Below are 17,449 nucleotides of genomic sequence, written 5' to 3' on the forward strand. Positions count from 1 at the left end.
GCCGATGGCGCGTCTCCACGTGCCCGGTTATCGTGACGACTCGCAGCGACTATCGAACGCCGGTTGCGACCGCGCCGGCAGCCGTCGAGGCGAAGCTGAACAGCGCGTCGAGCGTGGCATCGGGCTGTTCGGCCATCAAGGCATGGCCGGCCTCGAGCGTGACGGTGTCGACCGGTACGCCGGCCTGGGAGAGCGCGGCGGCGAGCGCTTTGGCCGCACGCGGCGGCGTCATCGCATCGCGTCGGCCCACGATCAGGCGCGTCGGGCAACGGACCTCGGTGGCGCGTGTGAGGCCGTCCGCGTAGCTATTGCAGGCCGTGAAGTCGGTGTGGAACAGCTGCGGCTCGCCACTCGCCGAGACACGCTCCATCAGCCGCTGGTTCATGCCGTGCAGCCAGAAGCCCGGGCCGGGGCACGACGGCTTGGCGGCGAGCGTCGAATGCGACCATTGATTGACCATGTCGATTGCATCGGGCTCGCGATGCAGGGCGGCGTCGAGCAAGGCGTCGGAGACAGCCATCGGCACGGCGGTGGCGAGCAGCGCGAGGTGCGTCGCGCGTTCCGGATAGCGGCCGGCGAAGTCGAGGGCGATCAGCGAGCCCATGCTGTGGCCGGCCACGAAGGCGCGTTGCACACCGGCGGCGTCGAGCAGGGCGGCCAGCCAGTCGGCCATTGCGGTCACGGTGGTGAGCGCCGGGCCGGCGCTGCGGCAGTGACCGGGTAGATCGACCGCCAGTACGCTGAAGCCGTGATGCGCGAAGTAACGCGTTTGCAATGCCCACACGCTATGGTCATGCTCGGCGCCGTGGATGAACACCGCCGTCGGCAGGCTGGGGTCGAAGGGTTTGCCGCCGGTGTACGCGTAGGCGGGCTTGCCTTGAACGGTGAGGATCATGCGGACTCCGGGCGGGGTTTGGCGGCATCGGCAGGCGAGGCGGAGGCGGATGGGTTGCCGGTTGCTGGAGCAGCGGATGAACTGGCGGGGTCGGTTTTTGCCGCGCTGGACGGACTGGATGTTCCACTCCCCGCGCTCGTCCCACTCGCCTTCTGCGCCGCTTTCAGTGCGCGTTTGAGGTCGTCGATCAGATCGTCGGGGTCTTCAAGACCGATAGACAGGCGGATCGTGCCTTCGGCGATGCCGGCTGCGGCGAGCGCGGCGGCGTCCATGCGGAAGTGCGTCGTCGATGCCGGATGGATGACCAGCGAGCGTGCGTCGCCGACGTTCGCGAGATGCGAGAACAGCGAAAGCGCTTCGATGAAGCTGCGCCCGGCGGCGCGGTCGCCGCGCAGATTGAAGCTGAACACCGCGCCCGCGCCGCGCGGCAGCAGACGCTTCGCGAGCGCATGGTCCGGATGCGTCGGCAGTTCCGGGTAGGCGACGGCTTCGACGGCAGGGTGTGCGCTCAGGAATTCGACCACCTTGCGGGTATTCGCGACGTGCCGTTCCATGCGCAGCGGCAGCGTCTCGATGCCTTGCAGCAGTTGCCAGGCGGCCTGGGGATGCAGGCACGCGCCGAAGTCGCGCAAGCCCTCGCGGCGTGCGCGCAGAAGGAACGGCGCGACGGTGCTTTCCTCGGCGAACACCATGCCGTGAAAGCCCTCGTACGGCTCGGTGAATTCGGGGAAACGGCCGGAAGCGTTGAAATCGAACGTGCCGCCGTCCACGAGTACGCCGCCGATCGTGGTGCCGTGGCCGCCGAGGAATTTGGTCGCCGAGTGATAGACGAAGTCCGCTCCGTGCTCGAAGGGCTTGAGCAGGTAGGGCGTCGTGAAGGTCGAATCGACCAGCAGCGGCACGCGGTGCTCATGCGCGAGTTGCGCCACCGCGGCGATATCGAGCACGTCGAGGCCCGGGTTGCCAAGCGTCTCGCCGAACAGCAGGCGTGTGTTCGGGCGCAGCGCGGCGCGCCATGCGTCGATGTCACCGGGTTTGACGAAGGTCGTCTCGATGCCGAAGCGCCGCAACGTGTAGTGCAGCAGGTTGTGCGAGCCGCCGTACAGTGCGCTGGAGGCGACGATATGGGAGCCGGCGCCCATCAGCGTGGCGATCGCCAGATGCAGCGCGGCCTGGCCGCTGGCCGTGCCGATCGCGCCCGCGCCGTTTTCCAGCGCGGCAACGCGTTCCTCGAAAACGGCCACGGTCGGATTCGAGATGCGCGAATAGACGTGGCCGGCGCGCTCCATATTGAAGAGCGCCGCGGCGTGGTCCGAGTCGCGGAACGAAAACGAGGTAGTCTGGTAAATAGGCGTGGCGCGCGCGCCGGTTGTCGGGTCGGGCGCGGCGCCGGCGTGCAGCGCAAGCGTATCGAAACGGTTGGCGGACATCCTGGGCGGCGAGGCCACGGACGGCCTCGCGAAAGGTGAAAGTGGCGGCCATCCTATCACCGGCATGGATCGCTTCAAGCGCGGTTTTCCCGCGGGTCGGACAATGTGGGCGCGCTGAACGGCGCCGGGCCGACCTTGCAAACGCCCGTTGCGCCTTGGTGGGCGGGCCGCTTTCCTTTTATGGACCTTTCCGCTAGGATCGAAAGTCATTCAGGCACTATCAGCCTAGCGGGTATCACGGAGACAGATTATGCGAGTCAGCGACATTCTTAAAGTCAAAGGCAACACCCTTTTCACGGTCACGCCGGATACCACGCTGCACGACGCAGTCAATACCATGGCCGAGCACGATATCGGCTCGCTGGTCGTGATGGAATACGGCGACCTCGTCGGCATGCTGACGTTTCGCGAAATTATCCTGACCTTGAGCAAGCACGGCGGCAGCCTCGGTACCTCCACGATCCGCAAGTTGATGGACGACCATCCGCTCACCTGTACGCCTGAAACGGACGTCAACGAGGTTCGCCGCATGATGCTCGAGCACCACGTGCGCTATTTGCCGGTGCTGGAAAGCCGCACGCTGATGGGCGTGATCTCGTTCTACGACGTCGCCAAGGCGGTGGTCGAAGAGCAGGGCTTCGAAAACCGCATGCTCAAGGCCTATATCCGCGACTGGCCGGAAGAACCGCAGGATCAACAACCGGCGCCGCGTTAACTCACGCGCGGTGGCTCACCGCGGCGCTCGCGCCGTTGCTGTGAGTATGAAAATGCGATCAAGGCGCGCGCGAAAGCGTGCGCTTTTTTTGTGTCCGGCCCTTTCCCCTTTGCTGCTCTATTAGCCTGTTCTCCGAACCTCATGAGCGATCGTCCGATACCTGCCGCCCGCCGTGCCGCCCGCTCCCACGAGACGCACGAGTCCCAGTTCCGCCTGCTGAGCCAGCGCCGCTTCGCGCCGTTTTTCTGGACCCAGTTTCTCGGTGCGATGAACGACAACGTCTTCAAGATCGGCTTCACGTCGCTCGTCACGTACCAGGCGGCGCGCTTTTCAGGCGTCGATCCGAAAACCGCGGCGTTCCTGATCTCGGCGATCTTCATTCTGCCGTTCGTGCTGCTGTCGGCCACCTCCGGCCAGATCGCGGACAAGTACGACAAGGCGATGCTCACGCGCTTCGTTAAGAGCTTCGAAATCGTCGTGATGCTGATCGGCGGCACGGGTTTCTGGATGCACAGCGCGCCCTTGCTGTATCTGTGCACGTTTCTGATGGGCGTCCATTCGACCGTATTCGGACCAGTCAAGTATTCGTATCTGCCGCAGCATCTGTCGAAGTCGGAACTGGTCGGCGGCAACGGCATGGTCGAGATGGGCACCTTTGTCGCGATTCTGATCGGTACGATCGTCGGCGGCGTGGGTGCGGGTTTCGTCGAGCATGGCGCGGTGGTGCTGGCCTGCGCCTGTGTCGGGATTGCTCTGGTGGGGCGGCTGGTGTCGAACTTTGTGCCTGTCACGGCGGCGCCGCAGCCCGATCTGCGCGTCAACTGGAATCCGGTCAGTGAAACGTGGCGCAACCTGAAGCTCGCGCGCGAAAACCGCACGGTGTTTCTGAGCCTGCTGGGGATTTCCTGGCTGTGGTTCGTTGGCGCGACTTTTCTGTCTTCGTTTTTCAGCTTTGCGAAAAACGTGCTGTCCGCCGATCCGGACGTGGTGACCGTGCTGCTCGGCACGTTCTCGATCGGTATCGGCCTAGGTTCGCTGATGTGCGAAAAGCTCTCGAAGCGGCGCATCGAAATCGGCCTCGTGCCGCTCGGCTCGATCGGCATGAGCGTGTTCGCGATCGATCTGTTCTTCGCGAGCCATGCGTTGCCGGCCGCCGGGCATCTGTTGAGCGTCGGCGAATTTCTCGTGCGGCCCGCCCATTGGCGCGTGCTGGCCGATCTGTTCCTGCTGGCCATGTTCGGCGGCTTCTATAGCGTGCCGCTCTATGCGCTGATCCAGAGCCGCAGCCAGCCGACCCACCGCGCGCGCATCATCGCCGCGAACAATATTCTGAATTCGCTGTTCATGATCGTCTCGGCGTTGATGGCGATGGGGCTGACCGCGGCGGGCTTCAGTATTCCGGCGATTTTCCTCGTCACCGCGCTGCTGAACATTGTCGTCGCGACATATATTTATTCGCTCGTGCCTGAGTTCTTGCTGCGCTTTATCGCCTGGGTGCTGGTGCATACGTTCTACCGGATTCGCCTCGTGCATGCCGAACGGATTCCGGAAGAGGGCGCGGCCGTGCTGGTGTGCAACCACGTGAGCTTCGTCGACGCGATCGTCATCATGGCCGAGAGTCCGCGGCCGATCCGCTTCGTGATGGACCATCAGATTTTCAAGTCGCCGTTCGCCGGCTGGGTGTTCCGCCATGCGAAGGCGATTCCGATTGCGCCAGCCCATCAGGACCCGGAGCTGCTGACGCGCGCCTATGAGCGCTGCGCAGAGGCGCTCGCCGAGGGCGATCTGGTCTGCATCTTCCCGGAAGGCAAATTGACGAAGACTGGCGAGATGAATCCGTTCCGCCATGGCGTGACTGAGATCATCCGCCGCACGCCGGCGCCGGTGATACCGATGGCGCTGCGCGGGCTGTGGGGGAGCGTGTTTTCACGCGCCAACGACGCGCGCTGGCCGCGACCGATCCAGAAGGGCGTAATGAGCCGGCTGACGCTGGCGGTGGGTGAGCCGATCGATCCGGCCGAGGCGACGCCTGAGGTGCTGCAGAAGATCGTCACCGAGTTGCGCGGGGCGCGGAAGTAGGGCGGCCGGGACTTAGCCCCTGTAGGGCTGGCATAATGGTGCTTTCCCCGCATTTCTTTGGACGACGCCCATGTCCGGCAACACGCTCGGTACGCTTTTCACTGTCACGACCTTCGGCGAATCGCACGGCCCCGCTATCGGCTGCGTGATCGACGGCTGCCCGCCGGGTATGGCGCTTAGCGAAGCCGACATCCAGCTCGAACTTGACCGCCGCAAACCCGGCACGTCGCGCCATGTCACGCAGCGCCAGGAAGAAGACAAGGTCGAGATCCTGTCGGGCGTGTTCGAAGGCCAGACCACCGGCGCGCCGATCGCGTTGCTGATCCGCAATACAGACCAGCGCAGCAAAGACTACGGCAACATCGCCGACACCTTCCGTCCCGGTCACGCCGACTACACCTACTGGCAGAAATACGGCATTCGCGACTATCGCGGCGGCGGCCGTTCGTCGGCCCGTCTGACCGCACCGACGGTAGCGGCCGGTGCGGTTGCGAAGAAATGGCTGCGTGAAAAGTTCGGTGTTGAGATCCGCGGCTACATGGCGGCGCTCGGAGAAATCGACGTGCCGTTCGTCGACTGGTCGCATGTGCGTGAGAACCCGTTCTTCGTGCCGAACGCGGAGATCGTGCCGGAGCTGGAAGCGTATATGGACGCCTTGCGTAAAGACGGCGACTCGATCGGCGCACGCATTAACGTCGTGGCTTCCGGCGTGCCGGTTGGGCTGGGCGAGCCGCTGTTCGACCGGCTCGACGCGGACATTGCGCACGCCATGATGGGCATCAATGCGGTGAAGGGCGTCGAAATCGGCGCGGGCTTCGCCAGCGTCGCGCAACGCGGTTCGGTCCACGGCGACGAATTGACGCCGGAAGGCTTCGTCGGCAATCACGCGGGTGGTGTGCTCGGCGGTATTGCGACCGGCCAGGACATCACGGTGTCGATCGCGATCAAGCCGACTTCGAGCATCCGTACGCCGCGCCGCTCGATCGACAAGGCGGGGCAGCCCGTTGTTGTCGAAACGTTCGGGCGTCACGACCCGTGCGTCGGCATCCGCGCCACGCCGATCGCCGAATCCATGCTCGCGCTGGTGCTGATCGACCATGCGTTGCGCCACCGTGCGCAATGCGGCGACGTCGCCGTCAGCACGCCGAAGATCGCGGCGAGCGCGCCGTAAAGGGCACTCTCTGAGTGTCTTCGTAGTGCGCGCAGCCTCGTCTCAATGACCGATACGAACACCGAGCCGGCAGATAGCCAACTCGCGAACCTGCGCGCGCGTGCCGCCGCGCCGCACGCTGGCGCCGCGGACTGTCTTGCGTTCGGACATTTCTTGCTGGAGCGCGCCGGCCGCGACAAGGCCCTTCGGCGCGAGGCGCTCGCGGCGCTGGTGCGCGCTTACCAGCTTGATCCCTCCTGCGAACCTACGCTCCTTCACACCATTGCGCAGACGGCCTTCATCGTGCGCGACTGGTCGCTCGTCGACTCCGCCACGACGCTGTTGCTCGCGCAAAACGCCGAAGATGCCAACGCGCTGATCTGGCGTGCGGCGGCCGTGCAACAACGCAACGACTTCGACATGGCCGAGCGGCTATTGCGCGAAGCGGTGCGCATCGTACCCGGCAACCCGGTGGCGCTTCACAAGCTCGCTTTGTGCATCAAGGAGCAGGCGCGGCTGGCCGAAGCGGAGGTCTTGCTCAGGCAAGTGCTGGCCTTGTCGCCGGACAATATGCATGCGCTATTCGATCTGTCGGAACTCGAAATCCGCACGGGACGTTTCGCCGAAGGCTGGGCGCATTACGAATCACGCGTCGCGTTCGGCGACGATCTGAATAACGCGCAGCATGCGCTCGCTTCGATCAGCGCGCATTGGCAAGGCGAATCGCTGCAAGGCAAAACGCTGGTCGTGTACGGCGAGCAAGGTAACGGCGACTGCCTTTGGGCGGTGCGCTTTCTGCCGCTCCTGGCCGAGCGGGCGCGACGCGAAGGCGGCCGGGTGATTTTCGGTCACGACGGACCGTTGCGGCATCTATTCGAACGGATGCTACCTGGTGACTTGCCGCTCGAAACGAGCCTTGAAACGCGGCCGGATTTCCATTGCGGGTTGATGAGCTTGCCGCTGCGGCTTGGCGTCTTCGATGCAACGGGGTGGGGTGCGCCGTATCTGAGCGCCGAGCCCGTGCGCGTGCAGGCATGGCGCGAGCGGGTTCATGCGCACACGGCCGGCAAGCCGGGCAATCGCAACGTCGGTTTAGTGTGGAACGGTAATCCCGAGCATATCCGCGATACGCGGCGGTCGGTGCCTGTCGAGCAACTCGAGCCGTTATTGAGCGTGCCGGGCGTGACCTGGTTTGCGTTGTCGCCTGGGCGCAGCGAGACAGTCGCGCAGTGGCGCGCCAAGGGGCTCGATGTCGTCGACCTGACCCACCATTTTCAGTCCGGATTCGACGATGTCGCTGCGTTGCTGGCGAATCTGGATCTGGTCGTCACGATTGATAGCGGGCCCGCGCATCTGGCGGGGGCGCTCGGCGTGCCGACATGTTTGATGATCGATCATGTGTCGGCATGGTTTTGGGGCGACGAATCGGGCACCACGGCCTGGTACGATTCTATTGAGCTCTTTCGGCAGCCTGAGATTGGCGCGTGGGCGCCGGTGCTGGCTAAAGTGCGGGAGCGGATTGAAATGATGCGGTGAGTTTGAGCTTGTTGCTTTGCGGCGACGTTGGCAGCACGTCTGCAATGGATGCCGCTTTGTTTTTACCTGCGTGGAGCTTGCCTGCATGCGGTGCGCGGACAAACAAGCTCCGCGCACGGCAAACAAACACCGAATCACATATTCGGATAGTTCGGACCGCCGCCACCCTCAGGCGTCACCCAGACGATATTCTGGGTCGGGTCCTTGATATCGCAGGTCTTGCAATGCACGCAGTTCTGCGCGTTGATCACGAGACGCTCGCTGCCGTCGTCGTTCTTCACGAACTCATACACCGCGGCGGGGCAGTAGCGTGACTCCGGACCGGCATACGTCTGCCAGTTCACATTCACCGGCACCGAAGGGTCTTTCAGCGTCAGGTGAGCCGGCTGATTCTCTTCGTGGTTGGTGTTCGAAATGAACACGGAAGACAGACGGTCGAACGTCAGCTTGCCATCCGGCTTCGGATAAGTGATCTGCTTGCATTGCGACGCCGGTTTCAGCATCTCGTGATCGGAATGCTGGTGATGCAGCGTCCAGGGCACGTTGCCGCCCAGCAGCTTCTGCTCGATGCCGACCATCAGGGTGCCGAGGTACAGGCCCTTGCTCATCCACTGCTTGAAATTACGCGCACGATGCAGTTCCGTGTGCAGCCACGAAGTCTTGAACGACTCCGGATAACCCGTCAGCTCGTCGCTGGTGCGGCCAGCCTGGACAGCCTCAAAAGCAGCCTCAGCCGCCAGCATGCCGGTCTTGATCGCCGCATGCGAACCCTTGATCCGCGACGCGTTCAGGAAGCCTGCATCGTCACCCACCAGCGCGCCACCCGGGAAAACGAGCTTCGGCAGCGACAACAGACCGCCCGCAGTAATCGCCCGCGCGCCATACGACACGCGCTTGCCGCCTTCCAGAATTGCGCGGATTGCCGGATGCGTCTTGTAGCGCTGGAATTCCTCGAACGGCGACAGGTACGGATTCGTGTAGCCCAGACCGACCACGAAGCCCACCACCACCTGGTTGTTGTCCATGTGATAAAGGAACGAGCCGCCGTACGTGTCGTTCTCCAGCGGCCAGCCGGCGGTATGCATCACCAGACCCGGCTTGTGCTTCGCCGGATCGATTTCCCACAATTCCTTGATACCGATACCGTAGACCTGCGGATCGACACCGTCGCGCAGCTTGAACTTGTCGTTCAGTTGACGGCCGAGATGCCCACGCGCGCCTTCGCAGAAGAGCGTGTACTTTGCGTGCAGCTCCATGCCGAGCTGGAAGTTCTCAGTCGGCTCGCCGTCCTTGCCGATACCGAGATTGCCGGTGGCGACGCCTTTAACCGAGCCATCGTCGTTATACAGAATCTCAGCCGCCGGAAAGCCCGGGAAAATCTCCACACCGAGCGCCTCAGCCTGCTGACCCAGCCAGCGCGTGACGTTCGCGAGGCTGACCACATAATTGCCGTGGTTCTTGAAGTTGTCGGGCAGCGCCCAGGTCGGCACGCTCTTCGAACCGGTTTCCGTCAGGAACAGGAACTTGTCTTCGGTCACGTCCACGGTCAGCGGCGCGCCTTTTTCCTTCCAGTCCGGGATCAGTTCGGTGATGGCGCGCGGATCCATCACCGCGCCCGACAGGATATGAGCCCCGATCTCCGAACCTTTTTCCAGTACGCACACGCCAAGCTCGACGCCTTTTTCCGCCGCCAGCTGCTTCAGGCGGATCGCTGCGGACAGGCCTGCCGGGCCGCCGCCGACGATCACAACGTCGTATTCCATCGACTCGCGTGGACCGTATTGCTCAATGAGGCTTGCGGGGGTCATTGATGCTCCTCTTCTTACCGTTAGAATGCTTTTTTCGGGATCGTATTGTGGGCGATGGTCTCCGCCACTGCAACCAGATGAGCAGAGATTAGCACGATCGTTCTATTTCTGTGATACGGTATGACCCGCAGCGACGGTCCTACCGCACCTGTCAACCGCGTCTGTAACAACAACCGAACAAGGAACGACAATGGGCCGTTCGATCAATCTGGAAGGCAAGGTCGCGCTGATCACCGGCGCCTCGAGCGGGTTGGGGAAGCGCTTTGCTCAAGTATTGTCGCAGGCTGGCGCCAAGGTCGTGTTGGCAAGCCGCCGCACCGAGCGCCTGAAGGAGTTGCGCGCCGAGATCGAAGCCTCCGGGGGCGCGGCGCACGTCGTCTCACTCGACGTCACGGATTATCAAAGCATCAAGTCGGCGGTCGCCCACGCGGAAACCGAGGCGGGCACGATCGACATTCTGGTGAACAATTCAGGCGTGTCGACCACGCAGAAGCTCTCGGAAGTCACGCCGGCCGACTTCGAATACGTGTTCGACACTAACACGCGCGGCGCCTTCTTCGTTGCGCAGGAAGTCGCCAAGCGCATGATCATGCGCGGCAATAGCGCGCAGAAGCCGTCATACCGGATCATCAATATCGCGTCGATGGCGGGCCTGCGGGTGTTGCCGCAGATCGGCCTGTACTCGATGAGCAAGGCCGCCGTCGTCCATATGACGAAAGCCATGGCGCTGGAGTGGGGCAAGCACGGCATCAACGTGAACGCCATCTGCCCGGGCTATATCGATACCGAGATCAACCACCATCACTGGTCGACCGAGCAGGGGCAGAAGCTGGTCTCGCTGCTGCCGCGTCATCGTGTCGGCAAGCCGGAAGATCTGGACGGGCTGTTGCTGCTGCTGGCGGCCGACGAATCGCAATTCATCAACGGCTCGGTGATTGCCGCCGACGATGGCTTCGGTCTCGCCTGAACGTAGCTTTGCGCCGCCGTTCGTTGTTTGTCATGTTTGCCCCGGCCCGCGTGCCGGTTTCACCCTCGTTTCAACCCGTTAAAGAAGTACGATGAGCGATTTTCACGCAGTTTTTGAGATGTCTATGCCGATTCGGTGGGGCGATATGGACGCATTCGGCCATGTGAACAACACGGTCTATTTCCGTTACATGGAGCAGGTGCGGATTTCCTGGTTCGAGCAACTGGGTCTGGCCGGCAGCAACGCCGACGGGCAGGGGCCGGTGATCGTCAACGCGTCGATGGAATTTCTCAAGCAGTTGCACTATCCGGGCGATGTGATCGGCCGGATGTCCGTGGCCACGCCCGGGCGCAGCAGTTTCGACACGGCGTTCGAACTCGTGCGCGCCGATGATCCGAACACCGTCTACGCTCGCGGTGCTGCGCGTTGCGTGTGGATCGACTATGCCGCGGGCAAGTCGGTACCGGTTCCGGATATGCTGCGCGCGACCATCGAGAGCGCGGCGCTGGTCAAGGCGGCTTGATAGCTCCCAGCGCTGCCAGCACCTCCTCGGCGCCTCTCAATGCCCGAGCAAGCGCTGCAACAGCTCGGTCGCATTCCCCGTATCGTATTTGCGCATCAGCCGCGCGCGGTAGACATCGACCGTGCGCGGGCTGATATCCAGCGCCCGTCCGATCTGCTTGCTGGTTTTGCCCGTCACCAGTTGCGCGGCGATTTCCCGCTCGCGCGGCGTTAGCTCGACCGCCACGCGCCGTGTCGCGCTCAAATCCTCGAAAGTCCACACACCCGCTGCGTGCGGGTCCATGCGTTGCTGCGCACGGCCCGTCACGTGGCACCAGAACAATTCCCCGTTGGCCCGCTTCATGATCCGGTCGTCCGCGTAGCTGCCTTGCGCGGTCATGATCGGCGGAATCCGCGCGCCGATCCGCTCGAATTCGTCCGTTGACGGATATAGCACCTGGAACGACTGGCCGAGCAGCGCCTCGCGGGTGCAGCCGAATATCGACGCCAGCTCGTCGTTGCAGTCTTCTATGATGCGTTCGCGTGACAGCACGAGTCCGATCGGGGCGAGGTGAAACGCGGTTTGGTAATCCAGTGCAGGCATGGGCTGGCGGCAAGTACTTATGTATTTTTGCGTATTGTGCCGCATGGCGCGCCCAGCGTACTCTTTCGGGCACATGACAACGCGGCGAAATGTTTGCAGCAGGCATTTGCGTGAGGCAGGGTAACCTGAGCGCAGAACAGGCCGCGGATGACTAGAATGACGTGTCGGGCGCTTGCCCGCTAAGCGTCATATCGAAGTCGCAACGATCCGAATTCCGTTTTCGGGTTTCCATAAAGGAAGGGACATACTGATGAACAAGGTCTATCCAGGCGCCGCCGAGGCGCTGAAAGACATCGTCAAGGACGGGCAGACGTTCGCCGTCGGCGGTTTCGGGCTGTGCGGCATTCCTGAGGCGCTGATCGCGGCACTGCGCGATTCGAAGGTGCAGGGCATCACCTGCATCAGCAACAATGCGGGCGTCGACGGTTTCGGCCTCGGTCTGCTGCTCGAAACGCGCCAGGTCAAGAAGATGATTTCTTCGTACGTGGGCGAGAACAAGGAGTTCGAACGCCAATATCTGGCCGGCGAACTCGAGCTCGAATTCACGCCGCAAGGCACGCTCGCCGAGAAGCTGCGCGCCGGCGGCTCGGGCATCCCGGCCTTCTTCACGAACACCGGCTACGGCACGCTGATCGCCGAAGGCAAGGAAACCCGCCAGTTCGGCGAAAACCATTACGTGCTCGAACATTCGCTGACGGCCGACGTCGCGTTGGTCAAGGCGTGGAAAGCCGATAAATCGGGCAACCTGATCTATCGCCGCACCGCGCGCAACTTCAACCCGATGTGCGCGATGGCCGGCAAGATCACGGTCGCGGAAGTCGAGGAAATCGTTGAAGTGGGCGAACTCGATCCGGATGCGATCCACACGCCGGGCATTTTCGTGCAGCGCATTGTGCTCAATGCGAATCCGGAAAAACGCATTGAACAACGCATCGTCCGCGCGAAAGGAGACTGATCATGGCATGGACTCGTGACGAAATGGCCGCACGCGCGGCGAAGGAATTGCAGGACGGCTTCTACGTAAACCTCGGCATCGGCTTGCCGACGCTGGTGGCGAACCACGTGCCGGCCGGCGTCGAAGTGTGGCTGCAGTCGGAAAACGGCCTGCTCGGCATCGGCCCGTCGCCGACCGAAGAAGAAGTGGATGCCGACCTGATCAACGCCGGCAAGCAGACGGTGACCACGCTGCCGGGTTCGTCGATTTTCTCGTCGGCGGATTCGTTCGCGATGATTCGCGGCGGCCACATTAATCTGGCTATTCTGGGCGCGATGCAGATCAGCAAGAAGGGCGATCTGGCCAACTGGATGATCCCGGGCAAGATGATCAAGGGCATGGGCGGCGCGATGGATCTGGTCGCGGGCGTCAAGCGCGTGGTCGTGTTGATGGAACACGTCGCGAAGGGCGACCAGCACAAGATCCTCGAAGAATGCACGCTGCCGTTGACGGGCGTGGGCGTGGTCGATCAGATCATCACCGACCTCGGCGTGATCGAAATAACGGAAGACGGTCTGAAGGTGACCGAACTGGCGCCGGGTGTGAGCGTCGAGGAAATCCAGACGAAGACGGGCGCGCCGCTGGATGTGAGCGCGGTGAGCTGAGTGGTGGTATGAGCCGCCTGCTTTGGTCCTTGTGACGGAAGGTGGTGGCAACGCGAGTTGCCTTGTAGGTCTTGGGGTGGCTTGCGAAGCGAATTGAATTGACGCGAGGTTGTAGGCGGGCGAGGCGTGAGTCTCGCCCGTTTTTTTTGGTGCCGTCTTTTCGTGCCGTTTTGCGCTGCCTCCGTCGGCGCGCCGGCGCTGCGGCTTTACGCTGGAGCATCCTGCTGCGGCTTAGGCCATTCGGCCGATCCTTGCCGCGCGGCAAAGCGGTTTACAATCGTTTGAAGATTCGACATTCATTTCCCGCCGCTTGGTCTGCGTCGAGCCCATGGAGCTTTTGCAAGGAACCCAGATGACCGAGACGTCTGCATCCACCGCCGAGCGGCCCGCGCCGCGCCAACGTTATGTGCAGTGCGCGAGCGCCGGTGGCCTGCACCGGATCGCCTACACCGAGTGGGGCGACCCCGCTAATCCACGTGTGCTGCTGTGCGTGCACGGTTTGACGCGCTCGGGGCGCGATTTCGACCGCCTTGCTGCGGAATTCGCCGGCACTTACCGCGTGGTATGTCCGGATGTAGCGGGGCGGGGCTTGTCTTCCTGGCTCGCCAACCCCAACTTCTATAGCGTGCCGCAGTACGTCGCCGATATGGTCACGCTGATCGCGCGCCTGAACGTCGAAACGGTCGACTGGTTCGGTACCTCGATGGGCGGTTTGATCGGACTCGCGCTGGCCGGCCTGCCGGAAACGCCGATTCGTAAAATGCTGTTGAACGACGTCGGACCGCATCTGGAGCCGGTGGCCGTGCAGCGCATCGGCGACTACCTCGGCAAGCCCGTGCGTTTCGAAACCCTGCAGCAGGGCATCGATTACGCGGCGTTGCTTGCGCAAACCTTCGGTCCGCTCACGCCAGAGGAGTGGCGCGAGATCAATACGCCGCTTTTGCACGAGCAGGACGGCGCATGGTTGTTCCGTTACGACCCGCGAATCGCACAGCCGTTTACCGCGACCACTGAAGAAGCGGCCAAACTCGGCGAGGCCGCGTTGTGGCATTCGCTGGCTGCGTTTCAGGGGCCTGTGTTAGTGGTGCGCGGCGAGCAATCGGATCTGCTCTCGCGCGAGACGGTCGCGAAGATGGTTGACACCGGGCGTGCTGTATCCAGCGCCGAAATCGCGGGGGTAGGGCATGCGCCGGCGTTTCTGTCGGCCGATCAGATCGACATCGCGAGGCAGTTCTTTATCGGGCCGGCCGCTGACGCGTCATAATATCGAGTTCCGCGCGGCGTCCTTTATTGGCCACCCGTGGATGCGATGCGTAGGTGCAATGCGGAACGCATCTGCGATCAATTTTCAACCAACCTCAGGATTCTTCATGGCAGTCATTCGTCACCACGTCGGCAAGCGCCTCTCGGAAACCGCTGTGTACAACGGCACCGTGTACCTCGCCGGCCAGATCGCCGAAGACGCGGATCAGGACATCACGGGTCAGACGCGCGAAGTGCTCGGCCACATCGACCGTCTGCTGGAAGAAGTCAACAGCGACAAGTCGCACTTGCTGTCCGTGCAGATTTATATCTCGGACATGGTGCACTTCGCCGGTATGAACGCAGTATGGGACGAGTGGGTCGCACAAGGCGCCACGCCGCCGCGCGCTACCGTCGAAGCGAAGCTCGCTAACCCGAAGTGCCTCGTCGAAATCGTCGTGGTTGCGGCGCAGCGCGATTGAGCGTGGCTGAGCCCGGTTTTAGCGTCGTCTCGCAGTTGTTGTTGAAAATCCGTTGATCCGTCTGGCCCGGTGGGCCGTCGCACTATGACTACCGAAATCGTTACGAGCACGCCGACCCCCATCCCTTCCTTCGACGAAGCGATGGCGTTCGTGCGCGAACATGCGGGCGAAGTGCGGCTCTCATCGGGCGAGTTGCTGGCGGATCACGCGGCGGGTACGGCGTCGATCATGCGCACGCTCAACGTCGATCCGTCGGCTGTGCTGGCGGCGGCCTTGTTTGCGCTAACGCCGCATCTGCAAGACCCGGAACGCGTGATCGCCGATAACTTCGGCGAAGAAGTCGCGCAACTGGTCGGCGACGTGCGCAAGTTGCTGCGCCTCGGTACGGTGAGCTTGCGCGCCGCGCAGAATGCGATGCCCGAAGCCGGGCGCGATGCGCAGGCCGCGCGCCGCGCGCAGGTCGAGGCGCTGCGCAAGATGCTGCTCGCGTTTGCGCAGGACATTCGCGTCGTGCTGATACGGCTCGCGTCGCGCTTGCAATCGCTGCGCTATTACGCGGCGGCGAAAATCACGCCGTCGCCTGATGTGGCGCGTGAAACGCTCGATATTTACGCGCCGCTCGCCAACCGGCTCGGCATCTGGCAACTGAAGTGGGAGCTCGAGGATCTCGCGCTCCGCTTCGAAGAGCCGGTCACTTACAAGCGCATCGCCAAGCTGCTCGACGAGAAGCGCGTTGAGCGCGAGAGCTATGTTGCGCAGGCAATCGAGCGGCTGCAGCAGGAACTGGCGGCGGCGCATGTGCAGGCTGAAGTCAGCGGCCGGCCAAAACATATTTACAGCATCTGGCGCAAGATGCACGGCAAGGAGCTGGATTTCGCCGAACTGTACGACGTGCGCGCGTTTCGCGTGATCGTGCAGGACATCAAGGATTGCTACACCGTGCTCGGCATCGTGCACAACCTGTGGCAACCGGTGCCGAAAGAGTTCGACGACTACATCTCGCGGCCGAAGCCGAACGGCTATAAGTCGCTGCACACGGTCGTGATCGGCGACGACGGCCGCGCGTTCGAAGTACAGATCCGCACGCAGGAAATGCATCAGTTCGCCGAGTATGGCGTGGCGGCGCACTGGCGTTATAAGGAAGCCGGCACGCGTGGTTACGGCGGGCAGTTCAGCGCCAATGAGAAATACGATGAGAAGATTGCGTGGTTGCGTCAATTGCTCGCGTGGAAAGACGATGTCTCCGAAGGCGAGCACGGCGAGAAGCGCGCCGCGCAGCCGTGGGAGCAACTGCGGCAGGCTACGCTTGACGACGACCACATCTACGTGCTCACGCCGCAAGCACGCGTGATTCCGCTGCCGCACGGTGCGACACCGGTGGACTTCGCGTATCACCTGCATAGCGAACTGGGGCATCGCTGCCGTGGCGCGCGTGTCGATGGCGCGATGGTGCCGCTCAATACGGCGTTGCAGAACGGCCAGACGGTCGAGATCGTCGCGGTGAAAGAGGGTGGTCCGTCGCGTGACTGGCTCAACCCGCAACTCGGGTATCTGCAGAGCCATCGGGCGCGGCAGAAAGTGCGCGCGTGGTTCAACGCGGTCGAAGTGCAGGAGCACATCTCGAGCGGCCGTGCGATGGTCGAAAAGACCCTGCAGCGCGAGGGCAAGACGTCGGTCAATCTCGATCAGCTCGCCGCCAAGCTCGGCTTCAAGACCACCGACGATCTGTTCTCAGTGGTCGGCAAAGAGGAGTTCAGTCTGCGGCTCGTCGAGCAGGCGCTGCACGATGCGCCGCCGCCCGAGCCTGTAGTCGAAGCGCCTGAGCAGTTCGAGAAGCGCAGCAGCGGCGCGAGCGTCGCCCGCGGGGCTTCGACGGGTGTGCTCGTGGTCGGCGTCGACGCGTTGCTTACGCAACTCGCGCGCTGTTGCCGTCCCGCACCGCCCGACGACATCAGCGGCTTTGTCACGCGCGGCAAGGGCATGTCGATTCACCGCAGCGATTGCCCGACCTTCATCCGCATGGCCGATCGCGCGCCGGAGCGTGTGTTGCAAACCGCGTGGTCGGCAGATGTCATGAGCGGCCGCGGGCAGTCGGTCTATCCTGTCGATCTCAGCATCGAGGCCACGGATAGGCAAGGTCTGCTGCGCGATATCTCCGAAGTTTTCGCGCGCGAGAAGATGAATGTGATCGGCGTGAAGACGCAGTCGCGTCGCAACGCTGCGTTCATGCAATTTACTGTCGAGGTGTCGAGCGCCGCGCAAATTCAGCGCGCGTGTACGTTGCTCGGTGAAGTAGTCGGCGTGGTGCGCGCTTCACGCAAGAGTTGATGCGCGGACGAGGCGGCGGGTGCCAGCAGGTGCCCGGCAGGCATCGGTTCGATGCGCCCGCGCGCATGAGTAGAAATTTAAAGTCGGTGCATAAAAGTACTTGCCAAGCGGTG

The 17,449-nt window shown here is 63.0% G+C and carries 15 protein-coding genes; 11 read left to right on the forward strand and 4 right to left on the reverse strand.

Annotated features, from left to right (window positions below):
* Positions 1 to 49: 49 nt before the first annotated feature.
* Entirely contained in the window at positions 50 to 895 is an 846-nt protein-coding gene (locus M0D68_RS25910; RefSeq protein WP_211708379.1) for an alpha/beta fold hydrolase, read from the reverse strand.
* Complete coding sequence (locus M0D68_RS25915; RefSeq protein WP_200618929.1) at positions 892 to 2,325, reverse strand: O-acetylhomoserine aminocarboxypropyltransferase; 1,434 nt, start codon at positions 2,323 to 2,325, stop codon at positions 892 to 894. The genes M0D68_RS25910 and M0D68_RS25915 overlap by 4 nt, the downstream gene beginning before the upstream one ends.
* Positions 2,326 to 2,575: 250 nt before the next feature.
* Here M0D68_RS25915 and M0D68_RS25920 point away from each other — a divergent pair, with 250 nt between their 5' ends.
* The 4 genes from M0D68_RS25920 to M0D68_RS25935 all read left to right on the forward strand — a co-directional run bounded on the left by M0D68_RS25920 (position 2,576) and on the right by M0D68_RS25935 (position 7,805).
* On the forward strand, positions 2,576 to 3,040 hold the full coding sequence (locus M0D68_RS25920; RefSeq protein ID WP_054042287.1) for a CBS domain-containing protein: 465 nt from the start codon (positions 2,576 to 2,578) through the stop codon (positions 3,038 to 3,040).
* Between the two features lie 141 nt (positions 3,041 to 3,181).
* Complete coding sequence (locus M0D68_RS25925; protein WP_266225777.1) at positions 3,182 to 5,119, forward strand: MFS transporter; 1,938 nt, start codon at positions 3,182 to 3,184, stop codon at positions 5,117 to 5,119.
* Positions 5,120 to 5,189: 70 nt separating this feature from the next.
* Positions 5,190 to 6,290, forward strand: a complete 1,101-nt coding sequence (gene aroC, locus M0D68_RS25930; protein ID WP_266225779.1) for a chorismate synthase — start codon at positions 5,190 to 5,192, stop codon at positions 6,288 to 6,290.
* Between the two features lie 45 nt (positions 6,291 to 6,335).
* Positions 6,336 to 7,805: a tetratricopeptide repeat protein gene (locus M0D68_RS25935; protein ID WP_256455365.1), complete on the forward strand. Its 1,470-nt coding sequence runs from the start codon at positions 6,336 to 6,338 to the stop codon at positions 7,803 to 7,805.
* A 134-nt stretch (positions 7,806 to 7,939) separates the two neighbouring features.
* On the opposite strand, the gene M0D68_RS25940 is transcribed toward M0D68_RS25935, so the two are convergent.
* Positions 7,940 to 9,613 (reverse strand): electron transfer flavoprotein-ubiquinone oxidoreductase, encoded by a 1,674-nt coding sequence (locus M0D68_RS25940; protein ID WP_256455364.1) that lies wholly within the window; start codon positions 9,611 to 9,613, stop codon positions 7,940 to 7,942.
* A 190-nt stretch (positions 9,614 to 9,803) separates the two neighbouring features.
* On the opposite strand from M0D68_RS25940, the gene M0D68_RS25945 reads away from it, so the two are divergent.
* Together M0D68_RS25945 and M0D68_RS25950 are read left to right on the forward strand one after the other, a co-directional pair.
* Positions 9,804 to 10,580 (forward strand): SDR family oxidoreductase, encoded by a 777-nt coding sequence (locus tag M0D68_RS25945; RefSeq protein ID WP_093643305.1) that lies wholly within the window; start codon positions 9,804 to 9,806, stop codon positions 10,578 to 10,580.
* 91 nt (positions 10,581 to 10,671) lie between these two features.
* Positions 10,672 to 11,103: a thioesterase family protein gene (locus M0D68_RS25950; protein WP_097389915.1), complete on the forward strand. Its 432-nt coding sequence runs from the start codon at positions 10,672 to 10,674 to the stop codon at positions 11,101 to 11,103.
* A gap of 36 nt (positions 11,104 to 11,139) precedes the next feature.
* Here M0D68_RS25950 and M0D68_RS25955 read toward each other — a convergent pair whose 3' ends face one another.
* Positions 11,140 to 11,685, reverse strand: a complete 546-nt coding sequence (locus tag M0D68_RS25955) for a LuxR C-terminal-related transcriptional regulator (RefSeq protein WP_054040426.1) — start codon at positions 11,683 to 11,685, stop codon at positions 11,140 to 11,142.
* A gap of 250 nt (positions 11,686 to 11,935) precedes the next feature.
* Between M0D68_RS25955 and M0D68_RS25960 the strand changes: the two genes are divergently transcribed.
* The 5 genes from M0D68_RS25960 (at position 11,936) to M0D68_RS25980 (ending at position 17,336) form a co-directional block, all read left to right on the forward strand.
* Positions 11,936 to 12,640, forward strand: coding sequence for a CoA transferase subunit A (locus M0D68_RS25960; RefSeq protein ID WP_054040428.1), 705 nt, complete (start codon positions 11,936 to 11,938; stop codon positions 12,638 to 12,640).
* A gap of 2 nt (positions 12,641 to 12,642) precedes the next feature.
* Positions 12,643 to 13,284 (forward strand): CoA transferase subunit B, encoded by a 642-nt coding sequence (locus tag M0D68_RS25965; protein ID WP_093643302.1) that lies wholly within the window; start codon positions 12,643 to 12,645, stop codon positions 13,282 to 13,284.
* A 352-nt stretch (positions 13,285 to 13,636) separates the two neighbouring features.
* A complete protein-coding gene (locus M0D68_RS25970) occupies positions 13,637 to 14,548 on the forward strand; it encodes an alpha/beta fold hydrolase (protein ID WP_266225783.1) in 912 nt (303 codons plus the stop codon).
* A 106-nt stretch (positions 14,549 to 14,654) separates the two neighbouring features.
* Positions 14,655 to 15,008: a RidA family protein gene (locus tag M0D68_RS25975; RefSeq protein ID WP_028200195.1), complete on the forward strand. Its 354-nt coding sequence runs from the start codon at positions 14,655 to 14,657 to the stop codon at positions 15,006 to 15,008.
* A gap of 84 nt (positions 15,009 to 15,092) precedes the next feature.
* The gene (locus M0D68_RS25980; protein WP_266225784.1) at positions 15,093 to 17,336 is read left to right on the forward strand and encodes a bifunctional (p)ppGpp synthetase/guanosine-3',5'-bis(diphosphate) 3'-pyrophosphohydrolase; all 2,244 of its coding nucleotides are present in this window, start codon (positions 15,093 to 15,095) and stop codon (positions 17,334 to 17,336) included.
* Positions 17,337 to 17,449 lie beyond the last annotated feature (113 nt).

The sequence above is a fragment of the Paraburkholderia sp. SEWSISQ10-3 4 genome, from assembly GCF_030464785.1.
GTDB lineage: Bacteria > Pseudomonadota > Gammaproteobacteria > Burkholderiales > Burkholderiaceae > Paraburkholderia > Paraburkholderia aspalathi.

Excerpts from the sequence above, each read along its gene's own strand:
- M0D68_RS25960 (WP_054040428.1), top strand. The coding sequence starts at position 11,936 with ATGAACAAGGTCTATCCAGGCGCCGCCGAGGCGCTGAAAGACATCGTC.
- M0D68_RS25970 (WP_266225783.1), top strand. The coding sequence starts at position 13,637 with ATGACCGAGACGTCTGCATCCACCGCCGAGCGGCCCGCGCCGCGCCAA.
- M0D68_RS25950 (WP_097389915.1), top strand. The coding sequence starts at position 10,672 with ATGAGCGATTTTCACGCAGTTTTTGAGATGTCTATGCCGATTCGGTGG.
- M0D68_RS25940 (WP_256455364.1), bottom strand. The coding sequence starts at position 9,613 with ATGACCCCCGCAAGCCTCATTGAGCAATACGGTCCACGCGAGTCGATG.
- M0D68_RS25915 (WP_200618929.1), bottom strand. The coding sequence starts at position 2,325 with ATGTCCGCCAACCGTTTCGATACGCTTGCGCTGCACGCCGGCGCCGCG.
- M0D68_RS25965 (WP_093643302.1), top strand. The coding sequence starts at position 12,643 with ATGGCATGGACTCGTGACGAAATGGCCGCACGCGCGGCGAAGGAATTG.
- M0D68_RS25945 (WP_093643305.1), top strand. The coding sequence starts at position 9,804 with ATGGGCCGTTCGATCAATCTGGAAGGCAAGGTCGCGCTGATCACCGGC.
- M0D68_RS25935 (WP_256455365.1), top strand. The coding sequence starts at position 6,336 with ATGACCGATACGAACACCGAGCCGGCAGATAGCCAACTCGCGAACCTG.
- M0D68_RS25980 (WP_266225784.1), top strand. The coding sequence starts at position 15,093 with ATGACTACCGAAATCGTTACGAGCACGCCGACCCCCATCCCTTCCTTC.
- M0D68_RS25910 (WP_211708379.1), bottom strand. The coding sequence starts at position 895 with ATGATCCTCACCGTTCAAGGCAAGCCCGCCTACGCGTACACCGGCGGC.
- M0D68_RS25920 (WP_054042287.1), top strand. The coding sequence starts at position 2,576 with ATGCGAGTCAGCGACATTCTTAAAGTCAAAGGCAACACCCTTTTCACG.
- M0D68_RS25955 (WP_054040426.1), bottom strand. The coding sequence starts at position 11,685 with ATGCCTGCACTGGATTACCAAACCGCGTTTCACCTCGCCCCGATCGGA.
- aroC (WP_266225779.1), top strand. The coding sequence starts at position 5,190 with ATGTCCGGCAACACGCTCGGTACGCTTTTCACTGTCACGACCTTCGGC.
- M0D68_RS25975 (WP_028200195.1), top strand. The coding sequence starts at position 14,655 with ATGGCAGTCATTCGTCACCACGTCGGCAAGCGCCTCTCGGAAACCGCT.
- M0D68_RS25925 (WP_266225777.1), top strand. The coding sequence starts at position 3,182 with ATGAGCGATCGTCCGATACCTGCCGCCCGCCGTGCCGCCCGCTCCCAC.